Below are 17276 nucleotides of genomic sequence, written 5' to 3'. Positions count from 1 at the left end.
AACGTATGGAACAAATGACCAAAATGCAACTTTTTCAGGAAAACGAATGAAGCGTGGTATGTATCGTTCTGCAAAAGGAATCGAAATCAACGCAGATGTAAACGCTGCGGCTAATATTTTACGAAAAGTAGTCCCGAATGCATGGACAAACGGGATAGAGGGGTTAGGCGTGGAACAGCTCGCTAGTGTGTTAACTCCACTAACGTTAATCGTCCGTTAGGTCGAAACGTTAGAAACTCCCACTTCAAGCTTTGCTAAGTGGGGGAGTATTCATTCCTTATTCTTCTACTAACTCTGATTGTACATACGCATAAATAAGTGCCTCTGTATGCGCAATCGATGTTTCATGTGTACGCTCATAAGCGTGAGATGCATCAATACCAGGACCAATAAGTCCATGCTTCACATCTGCTCCGGCGCGGATTGCTGCTGATGCGTCAGATCCGTAAAATGGATAGATGTCCACTTTATATTCAATATTGTTTGTTTTCGCAAGTTCTACTAAATGTTTGCGCATTGCATAGTGGTATGGACCGCTCGAGTCTTTCGCACAGATTGATACCGTGTATTCATCTGATGCTTGGCCATCGCCAAGTGCACCCATATCAACTGCCAAGTATTCTACTGTTTCTTCTGGAATGTTGGAGTTACCGCCATAGCCGATTTCTTCATTATTAGAAATTAAGAAATGCGTTGTGTATGGTAGTTTCACATTTTCGTCTTGTAATCTTTTAATTAATTGCAGTAAGATTGCTACGCTTGCTTTGTCATCTAAATGACGAGATTTAATATAGCCGCTATCTGTCATTTGAACGCGCGGATCAAATGATACGAAATCCCCTACTTCGATGCCAAGTTCACGTACTTCTTCTGGTGAAGATACACGCTCGTCGATACGAATTTCAATGTTTTGTTCGTCACGTTTTGCTTCTCCAGCATTTTTGTATACGTGTACGGACGTTTGATGGATTAAAATTGTGCCAGTATACGTTTTACCGCTCGCTGTTTCGATTTCGCAATATTCTCCTTCTACCGCATTCCAGCGAAATCCGCCAATCATCGATAATCGTAGGCGTCCGTCCGCTTTAATTTCTTTTACCATCGCGCCTAACGTATCAACGTGAGCAGTAAGGAGGCGTTGATACGTATCGTCTTCTCCTTTTACCGTTATAATAAGGCCACCTTTATTGTTGCGCTTCGTTTCTACATTCCACTCTTTTACATAATCCTCAATGAAACGAATAATTGTGTTCGTATTTCCAGATGGACTTGGGATTGAAACGAGTTGTTTAATAAGTTCCATTGTGCCTTTTACGTTATGTACCATATGTTTTTCCCCTCTCTTTTATCTTTCCAATTTTCAGTATAATAGAAAAACAGCGAAATAGAAATAAAAGACATCGCACTGATTGCGATGCCCTTTACTCCTAACTAACTTTTCGATACTCGTTTACTTGCTGTTTCCCATTTCCAATAAATCCTAAAGCAACATGAATTACAGGAATTACCAAACAAAATATAGCAAACGGTAAATATTGCAACGTAGATACACCAAGTGTTCCTGTAATAAATACACCACTCACTCCCCACGGAATCAATGGATTAACAGCTGCTCCGGCATTCGCTAAAATTCCTGAAAGATTTTTCCGATCTAAACGAATTGCCTCAAATTGTGATTTGAACGCTTCACCTGGTAAGATAACTGATAAATACTGCTCACCTAGAAGAACATTAATACCAATTGAACTTAATGCAGTCATAAGTATTAAATTTCCTTTCGTACTTACCATGCCTGAAATTTTAGAGATTAGCTTTTCAATAATTTTTACTTCTACTAATAGTCCACCTAATGCTAAAGCAAGAAGAATAAGAGAAACAGACCACATCATGCTTTGCATTCCGCCGCGAGTAAGTAGCATATCTACGTTCTTTACACCCGTTTTAGAAACAAATCCATCTTGCATAAAAGAAGCAATTTGCCCGAAGCTAGTCTGCGGGTGGTACATATAACAAATTACAATCGTAATTGCGATACTAAGTAATAACGTCGGAATCGCTGGTACTTTCTTTCTTGCACAGAAAAACAATACTAATACTGGAATTAGTGTAAAAACTGAAATCGTAAAAGAGGAATGCAGCGTCTGAACTAACTCATCAATTTTATTTCCGCCTGATCCCGATGACCCGTGTCCGACAAATAAGAAAAAGATAAGAGTTATAACAAACGCTGGAATAATTGTCCGCATCATACTACGAATATGTTCAAATAAATCTACTTCCGCAATCGCAGCCGCTAAATTCGCTGTATCAGATAACGGAGAAATGTTATTTCCTAAAAAAGCACCCGATATAATGGCACCTGCTACTATCGCTGGGTCCAAGCCCATCATTTGTCCCATTCCTAAAAATGCAATGCCCACAGTTGAAATCGTTGTAAAAGAACTTCCTACCATGATCCCTACAAGGGCACATATAACAAAAACAGAAGGTAAAAAGAATTTTGCGGATAAAATTTTAAATCCGTAAATCATAATGGTTGGAATTGTTCCTGCTGCTATCCAAACACTGATTAAAATTCCGATTAACATAAAGATAATGATCGGAATTAACCCTGGTAAAATTCCATTTTGAATCCCTTTATGAATTATATCCCAAGAAAAACCTTTCATTTTGGCAAATAATATAACAATTCCTATAGCGATTAAAATAGGCACTTGAGGAGGTAAATTAAAACCTATAATACAAGTCCCGATAATCGTCAATAACACAACTAAAAGAAAGGCACTTTCTTTTAGTGTTACATCTCTTTTCATTTGAATAAACTCCTTATCCAGTCAATTGTTATAGCACAATAAGAACAAATTTATTTGTGAATAATTGCACATGAAATATCTAAACACGATATGAAACAAAAATCAATACAAACAGCACCTCCCTACTATATAAATCTATTTTCATTTTGCAACATATAAGTCGCTGTTATGCATTCATTATAAAAGAACGAGTTTCTACTAAACTTCTTTCACTACATTTATAGATTGTTTCAAGTTTATCTTGAATCGCTTTTTCCAATTTAAAAGCATATTCTTCAAACACGTCCTTATCATGAGCATATGGAGATAATGCGCAAGCACGTAATACTGTTATTTTCCCTTCACGATCCCATTCTGCTTCACTAAACCCGAGACTCTTCACAAATGAAAGTGGACTGTTTCCATAGTCAGGGACAGCAAAATCGGTATGCGATGTAATAAACTCATTATTATATAATCCACCTTTAACATACGAAGCTTGCTCAAAGAAATCGTGATTTAATTTGTTCATCTTTTCTAAGTCTTTGTTACCTTCTTCGTTAAATACGTAGTCAACCATATTAAAATCAGGTTTTGTTAATGGGTACACTCGAATTGTTTTATCTCCCACTTTAAATTCTTTTCCGGTTAAGTAATCATAAAAACGGTAAGCCCCTTCAATACTTGCACCAATTAATTTACCATAACCAGTTACATTTAGCGGCAAGACTTTATGTGCTGTCCAAACTGCTGCTGCAGTTGCACCTGCTTTAGAACCTTCTAACATATATGCACCTAGTAATGCTGGAATATCTGCACCTTTTTCAAATACATAAGTTGCAAAGTAAGAAATCACATCACGCATTCTAGTGTCTTTAATGACAATACCGCCCGCAGAGTAAGGAATATATCCCATCTTATGAGGATCAATTGTAATCGTTTCTGCTTGGTTCATTGCTTTAAATGAATGATAGATTTCTTTTGTTAACCATCCACATTTTTCAGTGAAGATGTTGTGTTTTGCGTACACTTCTTCTATTTGATCCCATTCGATAAATTCGTTCCGTTCATCTAAGAAAATAGAGCGAGCATAACCTCCGTAAGCAGCGTCTATATGAATATAGAAATAGATACCTTCTTCTGCTAATTTTTCACGAAGTTCTACCATTTTATCAATACGATCTATTTGTCCTTCTTCTGTCGTACCGATAACCCCAACAACACCAAGAATAGGAATGTGCTTCTCTGCTAATTCACGAATTTTTTCTTCTAATTTATGAATGTCCATACGATAGTTGTCATCAACATCGATTTGTTCTACACAATCAAGACCCACACCGATAATATCAGCAGCTTTTAACCAAGAATAATGCTTCGTTTGCGGAATCAACCATTTCCCTAATTTTTGCAGTTGTTTACCGCTACGTGCAGAATGAGCTTTAATTTCATCCATTTTTTCTGGAATTTCCTCTAAAATATCTAAAATTTCTTCTGTGGACATATTCAGTAATTCCCAGTTAGACTTACCTGCAACGAACTCAGGAGCTACTTCTTTAATTGCTAGTGGTAAAGACTTCATATTACGCGCATACCATAAGCCCTCTAAATTCGCGATGGAACCATCTGCACAAATATGCCCCCAACTTTCACCTGGTTTATAGCTCATAAGTGCCGCAAATTCATGTCCAACCTCTTCTTCCATTTGAGAAGTAGCTGGTGAAGATTCGTATGCTACGTTATTCCCATTCCATAACATCGCAGCTGTATACGCAATGATTGACGGCATTAATGTTTCAGAGTTCATGTGTCCCCAAAAGCGGCCAGCAGTATGCCAAGGTAATGAGTCTGTACGTAATTTAGAAGATAATACATTGAACACACTGCGAACATGATCTGCAGTTTCCTGAAAACTTTTCGAACTTCTATCTTGAGGTGTAATAACAGGTAAATCTTGAGGCATATAATTTTGTCTCCAGCCAACATGCTCATCTACCATTTTTAATAATAACTCTTTAAATAAATCTACATTTTCTCCTTTATCCCCTAAGAATAATGCTTTTAAATTAATATTTGGAATTTCATACTTCATTTTCCATTTCACTCCTTTCTATAATTGTATTATTCAAATATATAAAAATCAATATTTTACCCTAAGATTGTTTGAACATTCTCCTTTATTCATTATTCCCACAGACCTTGAGTTAGGAGGATAGAATTCTTACTACCCGTTCATGCAGGATAAAAATCACAAAAAAAGAAGAGTAAACTTCCGTTACTCTTCTTTCCAAGAAAAAGGTATACATCTTATACTAAACTATTATTTAAAAAAGATTTTTCACATGTATTCTGAAACCTAAATCAATACCTCATTCATCTGCGCTACGTTTTTATTATCCCAACTTCACCAAGCTGTAGTTCTTTTTCCCTTTACGGATAATAATAAATCTTCCATCGAATGAATTCTCTACCGTAACAACTGTATTTACATCCGTTACTTTGTCTCCATTCATCAAAATAGCCCCGTTATTAATATCTTCCCTTGCTTGGCGTTTAGAAGGTTCAATTCCTAATTCTACTAACCACTCAACAATATTTTTCGTTTCCTTTGTAGCGGAGAAAGTCGGCATATCTTTAAAGCCTTGTTCAATTTCATCCGCAGTTAGTGACTTTATATCCCCGCTAAATAATGCTTCTGTAATTTTTACTGCTTGCAAGAATGCGTTCTCACCATGAACAAATTTCGTCATTTCTTCTGCTAATACTTTTTGTGCTTCCCGTTTATGAGGCTCAGTTTGAACTTTAACTGCTAATTCATCAATTCTATCTTTCGTTAAGAACGTGAAGAATTTTAAGTATTTAATGACATCGCGATCATCTGTGTTCACCCAGAACTGGTAAAATTCAAATGGTGTTGTTTTTTCAGGATCTAACCAAACCGCTCCTCCAGCTGTTTTTCCAAATTTCGTACCGTCTGATTTTAAGAGCAATGGAATTGTTAATCCAAAGACTTTTGCATCCGGTCCTTCTTTCTTACGGATTAAATCTAGACCACTAGTAATATTTCCCCATTGATCACTACCACCAATTTGCAATTGTACGTCTTCCTCTTTGTATAAGTGATGGAAATCCATCGCTTGGAGAATTTGGTATGTGAATTCTGTAAATGAAATCCCTGTATCTAAGCGGCTTGCTACAATATCTTTTGCCAACATACTATTAATACCGAAATTTTTACCGTAATCGCGTAAAAACTCAAGGATACTTATTTGATGCGTCCAATCGTAGTTATTTACCATTTTCACTTCACTATTCCCGCCAAAATCAAATAGCTTCTGCATTTGCGCTGTTAACGCTTCGACATTATGCTGCACTTGTTCTAACGTTTGAAGCTGTCTTTCTGTTTGACGTCCACTTGGATCACCGATTGTTCCCGTTGCTCCTCCAATTAAAATAACTGGGTGATGCCCAGCTAATTGGAAGCGTTTCATCATCATAAACGGAATTAAATGCCCAATATGCATACTATCACCAGTTGGATCTACACCACAGTACAAAGAAATCTTTTTCTCTTCTACTAGTTTACGCAATCCTTCTGCATCTGTTTGCTGATTGATGGCATCTCGCCATTCTAATTCATCAATGATATTCATGTCTTTCCAGCTCCTTTAATTTGTAAATATTGTTTACTTTAAATTCCTAGCAATAAAAAAGTCCCTATGTCTACATTCGACATAGGGACGATCTTTAACCGTGTTACCACCCAGATTGCATAAATAGCATTGCTATTTATACCACTCTTGGCAATAATATCGATTGCTACTCCGCTTAGCATTACCTAAGATACTCCAAAGTGTAATTCACAAGTTTGTTTGTGCTAGGTTCCAGCAACCCCTAGCTTTCTCGATAACAGTGACAAACTGCTACTGGGCTTTTTCATCGTATTTGAAATGTTAAATTATAGCCAATTATAGTAAATTAACATTTTATTGTCAATAATGTACAAAAATATTTTGAAAAACCGACATAAAAATCCCTTTCTTTTTAAAGGTGGGCGAGAGCATCTGGCCGTGTATAGAAGCGGTCATGTTTTATTCTGCATAGCAGCGACTTATATAGGTAATTCTCCTCTCCCCTACTCCTCACTCACTTCTACTAAATACACACCTTTTTCAAATCCGCCGCGCTCCGCTTCTTTCTCTTTACGAATGCGCTCAACATCTTCTAACGTTACACCTTCTGCTTGCGCCAATGCTTTAATTACTTCTAATGCATCCGCTAAAGAATCTAATGCATGCTCACGTTCTTGCATAGATGCAAATTCACGCATTTCTTCTACGCCAATTTTCGATAGTTCTTCTATGTACTCTTGTTTACTTAATTTTTTCGATGTATATGTTTTACCAGACATTAAAATCATTTCTGGTACACGGTCGCGGACAACTTTATTATAAACTGACATGAGAACACCTCCAAATACAAATTAAAAACTCTTTATTTTTAGGCGGGCGAGAGCATCTAGCCACGCATAGAAGTGGGCAGGGCCTGTTTCTGCCACATGTAAAGTTTAAAACAAAAGACGAAAGCAAGTAGCAAGCTATGTATAATAACGACGAAAAATAAACTGGATTTATATGCTTAAAAGCACCCTAGCTCTGCATAATATAAAAACCAATGTTTTTTTACACAAGCTGACGACATATCAATGCTAGATGACATGTGACGTATTTCTGGAAAGCGATAATTTTCATATTCTTTCTCTGGCACACCGTAAAACGCACGGAGATGATCTGGTACAACGCCATCATATCGATCTTCCATTCTCTCAATCTCACTTTGCATAGCTGCCTTTGGATTTCCAGATAGAAACATCTCAGTTCGAATGGCTGCAGTTGGTGTGCGGTGTAACAGCACATATATGAGTAGCCATGTACCGATTATAATCATGCTTATTCTTTTTTGTTTTAGGCTCATCCACTTCTCCTTCTATCATTCGAAAAAAAGTGCTAACACCATTATACAAAAAATGTGTTAACACTTTCTATTTTTGTAAAACTTTTATCCCGCTTTAACGGGCAGTAAGATCCCCACCTCAAGATGCAGAGAGAAATGCGGAAGCTAGGTCGATTCGTGAAGGCTTTCCATCAGTGGGGGATGCCCCACACTGATGGAAGTTTCACTTTATTCCCCTTTAAACACTGGAGGGCGCTTCTCTAAAAACGCAGTAATTCCTTCTCTGTGGTCCGCTGTTTTTCTCATTGCATATTGACCTCGTTTTTCAAGCTGAAGCGCTTGTTCTAACGAAGAACGATTTAATTCAGCCAAAATTTGCTTCGTTTGAATCATAGAAGCAATTGGCTTTTGCAGCCATTCGCTAATTTTTTGTTTCACTACATCTTGGAAATTCTCACCGATTACTTCATCAATCATGCCAATTTCAAGCGCTTCGCTTGCTGATAATTTCTTTCCTTCCCAAATGATCTCTTTTGCCATATGCTCTCCAAGACGTTTTTGTAGGAAGAAATGGCCGCCGCCATCTGGAATTAAACCAATTCCAATAAAATTCATCGCAATAATGGATGAAATATCAGCCATTACGTAATCAGCTGTTAAAGCAATGCTAAGGCCAAGCCCTGCTGTTGGACCATGAATCGCGCTAATCACAAGCTTTGGCATTGTATACAGCGTTACAATAATTTCAGAGATAGTATTCATAATGCCTTCAAACGCACTTTCATCTCCGCTTGCTAACATCGATTTAATATCGCCGCCCGCCGAAAAACCGCGGCCATTCCCGCATAGCACAACGACATGAACAGAACTTTCAGCTACTTCTTTTAACTTTTGCAGCAGTTCTTTTAACGTGTTCTCATCTAATGCATTTAACACTTCCGGACGATTTAACATAATCGTCGCAACTCGTCCTTCATATTTTACAATTACTGATTCCGCCTTACTCGAAACTGTCATAAACTCTCTCTCCTTCTATAATCTGTTATCCTTATATAATTATAGAAAGGGCTTTCAAAAACCTTCTTTTTTCTTAATTTTCTGTCGAATTTACACTAAATTATTTTACATTTATTTACCATATTACTAAAATAGTGTATTGTGAAAAAGCAGCATACATTTATTTCTTCGATTATGAAAGGGGACAAAATGGGTACGAAATTGATACAAAAGGAACAGAATTCTACGTATTTCTTTCTATTATTTATAGCACTGCAACCTGTCTTAGATTTGTTAACATCATTGTCAATTCAGATGCTACACATGGATGCAACGTTAAGTATTGTCGTACGTTTTAGCGTGATGCTTCTTGCGATGATCTATCTATTTATTTATCAGAAGAATAAAAAACCTCTCGTATATATTTGCCTACTAGGCGTTATCATGACAGCTGGACTTCTTAATAATCTCGTTGTAAAACATCCAATTTCACTTGGAGAAGAAGTTAAGTTTATGGCGAAATGTATGTATCCAATCGTTATGTTGTTCGGGTATATTCTTGTATTTAAAACTTTGCAAGGCAAACAAAATTCATTCTATATATTATTACGGTATTTCTTATATGCCAGTTTATTCATAAGTATTGTCATGGTCATTTCCATTGCAACTGGAACAGACTATCAAAGTTATACGAATGAGAAAATCGGCTCGAAAGGATGGTTTTATGCTGCAAACGAAATCAGTGCCATTTTAGCCATTACATTCCCAGTTGTTGTCCTATACTCGATCCATAAGACAACTTCTTTTACGCAAGCATACTACTGGCTTCCAACAATACTAGCACTATATTCTAGTATTATGATCGGAACAAAGGTTGGATACGTAGCTAGTATTGTGACATTAGGAGTGGCGCTATTCTTTTCATTTATCGAATATATGATGAAGCGAAAAGGAGAAGGAAAAGGCCGCCCGCAGCTCATTAATACAATCCTAGCCTTAATCGTATTAGGAGGCACTGCAATTGCAACACCGTTTACTCCTATCGCCAAAAACATGGGAATCCACTTACAAATCTATAACAAACCGCATGTAAATGAACAAGCAGAACAGCCTAGTAAACAAGAAGAACGAGCTCTAACAACTGGAGAAGTAAACAGTTTAATTTATAGTGATCGTGACAAATTTCTAAACGCACATCAAAAATACTTTCAAGAGGCACCGCTGTCACAAAAATTGTTAGGCATGGGCTATGCCGGCAACTATGAAAAAACACCAAAAGTGATAGAAAGAGATTTCCATGACCTATTCTTCTGGTTCGGAATCATTGGATTTATCATGTACCTACTGCCATTTGTTTACTTCGGTATCAGGATTACGCTTTGCATTCTCACAAACTTCAAGTCTATTTTAACCATAAAATATATGTTGCTTAGCACGGCAATCGTGCTTGCAATTGGCACCGCAACTGCAGCTGGACATGTATTTACCGCACCGGCTGTCAGCATTTTCTTTGTTGCCTTGCTCGCTTATCTGATTGTGGACTTACAAGCAGAGTGATATAATGAACCATCACATTATTAATTACAATTACGGAGGATTTATGATAACTTTTGAAGAGAAATTAACGATTATTGAATCATTTCCAGAGCTAGAAAGAAAAACTGTCTCTCTAGGACGCATTAATTTTCATTATGAAGAAAGCCGCCTAGACAAAAAGAACGTTGTGTACCATTTACACCCGAACGGAAATGGGTTTGTCTATGCCGGGAACCTAAAAGGCTACAAAACAAACGATAAAGGAATGGTGAACATCCGTGATTTTTCAGCGGAAGAACTTCGCTCCTTACTTGAAAAATCAATCGCTGGCCTTTCACAAGAACCAGTAGAAGAAGTTGCACTTACAGAGAATTTTCAAGAAGAAGAGTGGATAAACGAAGACAAACATATCTTAACGCTTATAAAAGAAGATGAAGATATGTGGAACGTTTATGCTGGAATACAGTTAGATGGTACATTCAACTCTTACAAAGAAGCAGCACAATACCTTGATGAAGAAGGATTTACACGTAAGTAAGAAAGACGGGTCTGTAATATATCGGCGATTCGACACGATATAAAGACCCTTTCGACAGTATTCGACTCACAAATAGTCGGAACACCAGGAGAAGGAGGCATCGCCTCCTTCTTTTTCTTTTATCCTAATAGCGCAAGGAGCTCACGTAGTTCCTCCTCAGTCAAATCGCGCCACTGCCCTGTCTCGATTCCATCTATTGTTATGTTCATAATCCGAATACGTTCTAGCCTCGTGACGGTATAACCAAACGCTCGGCACATCCGGCGAATTTGCCGGTTCATCCCTTGCGTCAAAATAATGCGGAATACACAATCGCTGATCCGATATATATCACACGGATTTGTTTTTCCATCACGAATTGTTACACCGCCGGCCATTCCTTTTAAGAACGCATCATCAAATGGCTTGTCGACTGTGACAATATATTCTTTCTCATGCCCATGTTCGGAGCGCATCATTTTATTTACGATATCACCGTCATTTGTCATTAAAATTAATCCTTGTGATGCTTTATCAAGGCGACCCACTGGAAAAATGCGCTCTGGATAATTCACAAAATCGATAATATTTCCTTCAATATGCTTCGCCGCTGTACACGTAATCCCTACCGGTTTATTTAATGCAATATAAATGGGATGCGTCTTCTTCGGAATTGGCTTCCCATCAACAAGGACAATATCGTCAGGCTCTACTTCTTGTCCAGGCTCACAAATTTCGCCGTTCACCGTAATTCGCTGCGTGGCAATGAGACGATTCGTTTCTTTTCTTGAATAATAACCTGTTTCACTAATGAATTTATTAATTCTCATGCAAAGTTCCTTTCCTTATTTACGCTTTTCCCATTCTACCATGAATGGGAACGGCAAAAAAATGCACAGCTTCAACATCAAGCTGTGCATTCTCTTTCTATTATGATTTCTTCGCTTCCTTTAAAGATTCACGAAGTACAAATTTCTGTAATTTCCCGCTCGCATTACGCGGCAGTTCTTCGGCAAATATATAATGACGAGGACGTTTATAATCAGCTAGCTCATCACTTTCCTTACAGTAACGCTCTAATTCTTCTTCTGTTAATGACTCATCTTTCTTCACCACTACCGCGACGACGCGCTCGCCCCACAGGTCATCTGGTTCTCCAAGTACCGCCACATCTAACACACCATCATGACTATGCAAAAAGTCTTCAATTTCACGCGGGTAAACGTTCACACCGCCGCTAATAACCATATCGTCAACACGATCTGCCACGTATAAATAACCATCTTTATCGAAATAGCCAAGATCACCAGAATGATACCAGCCTTTATACATGACTTTTTTCGTTGCTTCTTCGCGGTTATGGTATCCAGCCATCATACTTGGCCCGCGTACAATGATTTCTCCAACTTCGTAAGGCGCAAGGATATCGTCTGGTTCGGATGGTTCATCTTCATTTGACTTCACGATGCGCACTTCATGACTAAAGCAAGGTGTACCCGCTGATCCTGCTTTTGTAATTTGATCTTCTTCGACAAGAAAGGCAATAACAGGTCCAAACTCTGTCATTCCGTAAATTTGTACAAGATCAATATACAGACGGTCTTTACATTCTTTCACAAGCGCCGGCGCCATTGCTGCTCCGCCGTAAATTCCAATCTTCATCGAAGTTAAATCGTATTCTGTTAAATCTTCTTGCAGCAGCATGTTCCACATTGTCGGTGCTGCAAAGAACGTTGTAATTTTTTCTTTTTGAATTGTTTCTAGCACTGTTTTCGTATCAAAATGATGCAAAATTACATTTTTCCCGCCAACTTGAATACGCGGCAAAATACCAGCGTTTAATTCGCCGCAGTGGTATAGCGGTGCAACAACTAACCCGACACTATCGCGTGTATATTTTATATAATATGTACAAATCATACTATGCTCAGCCATGTCTCGGTGGCGGTGCAGCACTCCTTTTGGATTCCCAGTCGTACCGCTCGTATACAGCATCGAGCAATAATCCATTTCTTCCACTTCAATGTCGATTGGTTCTGCCTGTGCCTCATTTACTTTTCCATGATAAGAAGCAGCATAAGGCGGTGTATCCTCTTCAATATACCAAAATGAAGTATGCGGAAAGTCACGTTCAATTAACGCAATTGTTGATTCAACTTCTTTTTCAAACACAACAACTTTAGAGGAAGCATCTTGCAATATGTAGGAAACTTCTTTCGCTTTTAAACGGAAATTAATCGGGTTAAAGATTGCGCCAATCCTTGCACAAGCGAGATAAACAGTTACAAATTCGTGTGAATTATATAAGTAAACAGAAACGCGGTCTCCTTTTCGTACGCCTTCTGCAAGAAGTGCGTTTGCTGTTTTATTTACCTCCATATCCCACTGTTTATATGTCCAGCGAATGTTTTTTGCAGGTTCTACTAACGCTTCTTTCTGTGGATATTTTTGCACAGCTAAATCAAAAATTCTGCCAACAGTCATGTACATACCGCATATTCCCCCTTTTAATTTTCATAATTTTATGAATTCGTCCACAAATAGACATTTCCTGCTCATTTTTACTTCCTTTTTCTGATCATTCTCGACAGCGTTTTACAAAAAAAAAAAAAAAGAAACCGCCAAACTGGCAGTTTCTTATCCGAATAACTCTTGTAAAATTTTAAGCTTATCTTCTGTATACTTGATATAGCCATCATTATATGATTTTGGATCTTTCGGGTTTGCGAAGTGCGTAATCGCCCCTGTCTTTGGATGAACAAATTTACTTGATGCACCGCAGCCAAGACCGATAATAGACTGCACTTCTTCCATAATCACGATGTTATAAATACTTTCTTGACTTGGCATTGCATAGCCAACGTTCTCTAAGTTACCTAAAATATTCTTTTGACGATATAAATAATACGGTACGTAACTATGCTCTTTCGTCCATTTTTCCGCTTCGTGCATCATCGCTGTAATCTCTTCGCGGCCTGCCACTTTATATTTACGCTTATTTTGCGTCATTTCAGAAGCACGCTTAAACGATAATGTATGCACCGTTAACGATTCTGGCATAAGCTTTTCTGTTTCATCTAGCGTGTGCTTAAAGATATCTATTCCTTCACCTGGAAGACCGATAATTAAGTCCATATTAATATTATTCATACCCATTTCGCGAGCAAGATGATACTTTTCAATCGTCTCTTCTACTGTATGATGACGTCCAATTGCTTTTAATGTTTCTTGATGGTACGACTGCGGATTAATACTAATGCGGTCGATATTCCATTTGTTTAACACATCTAGCTTCTCTGGTGTAATTGTATCTGGGCGCCCTGCTTCTACCGTTACTTCACGAACTTGCTTCACATCTGGGAACGACTCATACATTTCTTCATACAGCATGTCCATTTCTTCAGCTGTAATACTTGTTGGCGTACCGCCGCCGTAGTAAATCGTCGTTACTTTCACGCCTTTTTCTTTTAAAAACTTACCAATTTCACGAACTTCATAATGTAAACCGCCTAAGAATGAATCAACAGATCCTTGGCGTCCATTAATCGCATACGCTGGGAATGTACAATATGCACATTTCGTTGGACAGAACGGAATCCCAATATAAATACTTACTTCTTCTTTTAAACGATATAAATCTGGAACAACAGCTAATTGACAGTCGACAATGCGCTGCATAAGCTCAATTTTTTCATCATGAATTAAATAACTTTCACGCAGTTCATTATGTGCTGCTTCTTTTGTCATACTGCTTTGCAGCATTTTATGAAGAAGCTTCGTTGGGCGTACACCCGTTAAGATACCCCACTTTTGCTCCACGCCTGTTAACTGCTGAAGAACAGATAAATATACATAAGAAACAACATGCTTCACTTGCTTCATACGTTCCTTTTCTTCCGTAAAGGACGATAAATCTTTAGAAAACGTCTCTTCATACACATTTCCTGTCAGGATTTCTGTTAAACGAGCAGAAGCCGTTACATTTCCTTCTATATTTATATCAACAATGATATTTGCATCTTCTTGTTCAAATGCTACCGTACTTTCTTCAAAAAATAAGCCGCTAATATTTTGCAGCGGACGTAAAAAACGATCATCTTGTAACGTTTTAATTGAAATTAACAACAATCATCACCTTTTCTATTTTCAAACTTCCTTTAGTTTACTTGAAGGGTGATATGAGGTCAACAAGGAACTCCTGGGATGGGAAACCCCTCTTTTTTTAAATGGGCGAGAGGGTCTGGCCATGTGTGGCAGCGGTCAGGGCCTTTTTCTGCCACATGCAGCGTTAAAACAGAGGGATAAAACAAGTGCAGGCCACTTTTTGCTTTACATTGCAGCAGTTTATATGTTCGTCTCGGATACATTTATGTCGAATATCGTCGAAGAGTCTTTATATTGTGTCGAACCGCCGATATATGAAAAATCTCAGGCACCCGCCTGAGATTTCTTATTACCATCTCTTCATTTGCAAGTGATTGTTTAAAAACTTAATTGGAAACTGTTTTCGAAAGTGTTCTTTGATCATGTATTGTACGCCGTTTTCATCATTGGAGCGCGTAATCCAATCGGCTGCTTTTTTCAATTCAATTGGGGCATTGCCCATGGCTACTCCTAATCCAACGCTTTCAATAACAGCTAAATCTTCGAAACCATCGCCAATCGCTACCATTTCTTTTAATTCAATATTAAGATGCTCACCTAATAATTGCAGCCCGCGTAATTTCGATACATGAGGCGGTACGATTTCGATTTGTACTTTTCCGCACTCGATAAACTCCACATTTTCAAATGATTTTTGTAAAGTCGTAAGCGCACGCTGCTTTTCACTTTGACTTGCGAATGTTACATCAATTTTTGGGGCAGCGACTGGTTGATCGCGCAGGGCATCACCAAGCGAATCTACAAATTGAACCGGATAAAAGAGCGGATCGGAAGTGGATAAAACTGTTCGAGCAATTAAATTTGGCGTATGCTGATGGCGATTGCCAATCGAAAATCTTTCATGAGAAATGCGCACGTTACATTCAAAGTGTTCGAGTACCTGCACAATATTAAATGTTGTTTCTTCTGATAATCGTTTTTGGATTAACGGTTTATCTAATGAAGATGAAATAAATGCGCCGCCATGCGTCACTAATATGGAGTCCAATTTTAATGATTTCGCTACTTTGTGAGCAGATTGAAAGTTTCGGTTCGTAAAGAGCGTAACGTATACACCTTTTCTCTTTACAAACTCAATCGCTTCACGTGTTCCTTTTTGGAGCTTTCCATTTGAAAGCAGTAATGTTCCATCTATATTAAGAGCTAACAAACGATAAATCATGATGCAGTACCCCCTTTTATTAGCTGCACTGTTCTATCATTAATTTATGAAACAATAATGTTAATTAGAACGAATTGGCATTTGTGCAGTGAATTTGCTTTAATAAGAGATAAAGCTGCGAAAGGAGTTTTCTAAATGAAATGGCCACTCTCTTTGTATGAAGGCGGCACATTAGACGTTGCGAAGCGATTGCTTGGACATAAACTCGTTCACGTTGTAGATGGAGTAAAACGAAGCGGAATCATTGTCGAAGTAGAAGCATATAAAGGCCCTGATGATAAAGCAGCCCATAGCTATGGCGGCCGCCGCACAGAACGAACAGAAATTATGTACGAATCTCCCGGTCACGCTTATGTATATCTTATTTATGGTATGTATCATTGTTTTAACATCATTACAGCACCAAAGGGGATCCCGCAAGGTGTGTTAATTCGGGCATTAGAGCCAATAGAAGGCATCGAAGAGATGAAACAAGCAAGATACGGGAAAACAACAATTACAAAATCACAGTTCAAAAACTTAACAAACGGACCAGGAAAACTGTGCAAAGCACTGGGAATTACATTAGAACAAAAAGGGCTTCTCCTTACGGGGGATGAACTATATATAGAGCAGGTTTCTCCAGAACATCACCTTTCTCATACATATAACATCACCGCAGGCCCGCGCATTAATATTGATTATGCTGAAGAGGCCGTGCATTATCCATGGCGTTTTTACTTTCAAGGTCATCCTTTTGTTTCGAAATAAAAAAGGCACTTCAAAAGTGCCTCTTCCTTATGATTACATATGTTCGTTATATAAGTCTTCAAGCGGCTTCATCGTAATTTTGTTTACGTCACCGATTAAAATATTTAAACGTTGCTCTGCTTGCATTAAGTTTGTAATTTTTGCGTTTTGTTGTACTAATGCTACAACTTCTTGCGCTTTTTGGTTATCTTCGTCTGTTAATTGCTCGCCTTGCATCATTTTTTGCTGAAGCTCCATTTGCATCATACGGAAACGCTCAAATAGTTGTTTCGCATCTGCGTCTGCTTGTACTTCTGCATAGCTCACTTTTAATGATTGAAAATCAGGATGTTCTGCAATTGCTTTTTGTAATTCATACGCAACATCATGCATATTGTTTGCCATTATATATATCCTCCTTGCAATGCGA

At 38.0% G+C, this 17276-nt stretch carries 15 protein-coding genes, 1 pseudogene and 1 other annotated feature; of the genes and pseudogenes, 4 read left to right on the top strand and 12 right to left on the bottom strand.

Annotated features, from left to right (window positions below; all coding sequences use genetic code 11):
- Nucleotides 1–220 (top strand): annotated as a pseudogene (locus V7024_RS11615) (RNA-guided endonuclease InsQ/TnpB family protein); the annotation flags it as partial.
- A gap of 57 nt (nucleotides 221–277) precedes the next feature.
- On the opposite strand, the gene V7024_RS11610 reads toward V7024_RS11615, so the two are convergent.
- The 7 genes from V7024_RS11610 to V7024_RS11580 all read right to left on the bottom strand — a co-directional run bounded on the left by V7024_RS11610 (nucleotide 278) and on the right by V7024_RS11580 (nucleotide 8759).
- On the bottom strand, nucleotides 278–1327 hold the full coding sequence (locus V7024_RS11610; protein ID WP_335519896.1) for a M42 family metallopeptidase: 1050 nt from the start codon (nucleotides 1325–1327) through the stop codon (nucleotides 278–280).
- 100 nt (nucleotides 1328–1427) lie between these two features.
- Nucleotides 1428–2813, bottom strand: a complete 1386-nt coding sequence (gene nhaC, locus V7024_RS11605; protein WP_335519893.1) for a Na+/H+ antiporter NhaC — start codon at nucleotides 2811–2813, stop codon at nucleotides 1428–1430.
- 166 nt (nucleotides 2814–2979) lie between these two features.
- On the bottom strand, nucleotides 2980–4881 hold the full coding sequence (gene tdc, locus V7024_RS11600; RefSeq protein ID WP_335519890.1) for a tyrosine decarboxylase: 1902 nt from the start codon (nucleotides 4879–4881) through the stop codon (nucleotides 2980–2982).
- Between the two features lie 301 nt (nucleotides 4882–5182).
- The gene (tyrS, locus tag V7024_RS11595) at nucleotides 5183–6442 is read right to left on the bottom strand and encodes a tyrosine--tRNA ligase (protein WP_335519886.1); all 1260 of its coding nucleotides are present in this window, start codon (nucleotides 6440–6442) and stop codon (nucleotides 5183–5185) included.
- Nucleotides 6443–6522: 80 nt separating this feature from the next.
- Nucleotides 6523–6738: a binding site (T-box leader), on the bottom strand.
- Between the two features lie 186 nt (nucleotides 6739–6924).
- Entirely contained in the window at nucleotides 6925–7251 is a 327-nt protein-coding gene (locus V7024_RS11590; RefSeq protein WP_335519883.1) for a nucleoside triphosphate pyrophosphohydrolase, read from the bottom strand.
- A 176-nt stretch (nucleotides 7252–7427) separates the two neighbouring features.
- Nucleotides 7428–7763, bottom strand: a complete 336-nt coding sequence (locus tag V7024_RS11585; RefSeq protein WP_335519880.1) for a hypothetical protein — start codon at nucleotides 7761–7763, stop codon at nucleotides 7428–7430.
- 207 nt (nucleotides 7764–7970) lie between these two features.
- The gene (locus V7024_RS11580; protein ID WP_335519875.1) at nucleotides 7971–8759 is read right to left on the bottom strand and encodes an enoyl-CoA hydratase; all 789 of its coding nucleotides are present in this window, start codon (nucleotides 8757–8759) and stop codon (nucleotides 7971–7973) included.
- A 189-nt stretch (nucleotides 8760–8948) separates the two neighbouring features.
- On the opposite strand from V7024_RS11580, the gene V7024_RS11575 reads away from it, so the two are divergent.
- Nucleotides 8949–10295, top strand: a complete 1347-nt coding sequence (locus tag V7024_RS11575; protein ID WP_335519872.1) for an O-antigen ligase family protein — start codon at nucleotides 8949–8951, stop codon at nucleotides 10293–10295.
- A gap of 43 nt (nucleotides 10296–10338) precedes the next feature.
- On the top strand, nucleotides 10339–10812 hold the full coding sequence (locus tag V7024_RS11570) for a hypothetical protein (protein WP_335519904.1): 474 nt from the start codon (nucleotides 10339–10341) through the stop codon (nucleotides 10810–10812).
- A gap of 119 nt (nucleotides 10813–10931) precedes the next feature.
- Here the strand turns inward: V7024_RS11570 and V7024_RS11565 are convergent, their stop codons facing one another.
- The 4 genes from V7024_RS11565 to V7024_RS11550 form a co-directional block, all read right to left on the bottom strand.
- A complete protein-coding gene (locus V7024_RS11565) occupies nucleotides 10932–11621 on the bottom strand; it encodes a pseudouridine synthase (RefSeq protein WP_335519869.1) in 690 nt (229 codons plus the stop codon).
- Nucleotides 11622–11721: 100 nt separating this feature from the next.
- The gene (locus V7024_RS11560; RefSeq protein ID WP_335519866.1) at nucleotides 11722–13281 is read right to left on the bottom strand and encodes a fatty acid--CoA ligase; all 1560 of its coding nucleotides are present in this window, start codon (nucleotides 13279–13281) and stop codon (nucleotides 11722–11724) included.
- A 147-nt stretch (nucleotides 13282–13428) separates the two neighbouring features.
- Nucleotides 13429–14919, bottom strand: coding sequence for a coproporphyrinogen III oxidase (locus tag V7024_RS11555; RefSeq protein ID WP_335519863.1), 1491 nt, complete (start codon nucleotides 14917–14919; stop codon nucleotides 13429–13431).
- A gap of 325 nt (nucleotides 14920–15244) precedes the next feature.
- Nucleotides 15245–16117, bottom strand: coding sequence for a Cof-type HAD-IIB family hydrolase (locus V7024_RS11550; protein ID WP_335519860.1), 873 nt, complete (start codon nucleotides 16115–16117; stop codon nucleotides 15245–15247).
- 135 nt (nucleotides 16118–16252) lie between these two features.
- Between V7024_RS11550 and V7024_RS11545 the strand changes: the two genes are divergently transcribed.
- On the top strand, nucleotides 16253–16867 hold the full coding sequence (locus tag V7024_RS11545) for a DNA-3-methyladenine glycosylase (RefSeq protein WP_335519858.1): 615 nt from the start codon (nucleotides 16253–16255) through the stop codon (nucleotides 16865–16867).
- Between the two features lie 33 nt (nucleotides 16868–16900).
- On the opposite strand, the gene V7024_RS11540 is transcribed toward V7024_RS11545, so the two are convergent.
- Entirely contained in the window at nucleotides 16901–17251 is a 351-nt protein-coding gene (locus V7024_RS11540) for a YlbF family regulator (protein ID WP_335519855.1), read from the bottom strand.
- Nucleotides 17252–17276: the final 25 nt, after the last annotated feature.

Source organism: Bacillus sp. JJ864, from assembly GCF_036963045.1.
Classification (GTDB): Bacteria; Bacillota; Bacilli; order Bacillales; family Bacillaceae_G; genus Bacillus_A; species Bacillus_A pseudomycoides_C.
This window is presented reverse-complemented; position numbering and strand designations above follow the sequence as displayed.

Excerpts from the sequence above, each read along its gene's own strand:
- tyrS (WP_335519886.1), bottom strand. The coding sequence starts at position 6,442 with ATGAATATCATTGATGAATTAGAATGGCGAGATGCCATCAATCAGCAA.
- V7024_RS11575 (WP_335519872.1), top strand. The coding sequence starts at position 8,949 with ATGGGTACGAAATTGATACAAAAGGAACAGAATTCTACGTATTTCTTT.
- V7024_RS11570 (WP_335519904.1), top strand. The coding sequence starts at position 10,339 with ATGATAACTTTTGAAGAGAAATTAACGATTATTGAATCATTTCCAGAG.
- V7024_RS11565 (WP_335519869.1), bottom strand. The coding sequence starts at position 11,621 with ATGAGAATTAATAAATTCATTAGTGAAACAGGTTATTATTCAAGAAAA.
- tdc (WP_335519890.1), bottom strand. The coding sequence starts at position 4,881 with ATGAAGTATGAAATTCCAAATATTAATTTAAAAGCATTATTCTTAGGG.
- V7024_RS11560 (WP_335519866.1), bottom strand. The coding sequence starts at position 13,281 with ATGTACATGACTGTTGGCAGAATTTTTGATTTAGCTGTGCAAAAATAT.
- V7024_RS11540 (WP_335519855.1), bottom strand. The coding sequence starts at position 17,251 with ATGGCAAACAATATGCATGATGTTGCGTATGAATTACAAAAAGCAATT.
- V7024_RS11545 (WP_335519858.1), top strand. The coding sequence starts at position 16,253 with ATGAAATGGCCACTCTCTTTGTATGAAGGCGGCACATTAGACGTTGCG.
- V7024_RS11585 (WP_335519880.1), bottom strand. The coding sequence starts at position 7,763 with ATGAGCCTAAAACAAAAAAGAATAAGCATGATTATAATCGGTACATGG.
- nhaC (WP_335519893.1), bottom strand. The coding sequence starts at position 2,813 with ATGAAAAGAGATGTAACACTAAAAGAAAGTGCCTTTCTTTTAGTTGTG.
- V7024_RS11550 (WP_335519860.1), bottom strand. The coding sequence starts at position 16,117 with ATGATTTATCGTTTGTTAGCTCTTAATATAGATGGAACATTACTGCTT.
- V7024_RS11610 (WP_335519896.1), bottom strand. The coding sequence starts at position 1,327 with ATGGTACATAACGTAAAAGGCACAATGGAACTTATTAAACAACTCGTT.
- V7024_RS11590 (WP_335519883.1), bottom strand. The coding sequence starts at position 7,251 with ATGTCAGTTTATAATAAAGTTGTCCGCGACCGTGTACCAGAAATGATT.
- V7024_RS11580 (WP_335519875.1), bottom strand. The coding sequence starts at position 8,759 with ATGACAGTTTCGAGTAAGGCGGAATCAGTAATTGTAAAATATGAAGGA.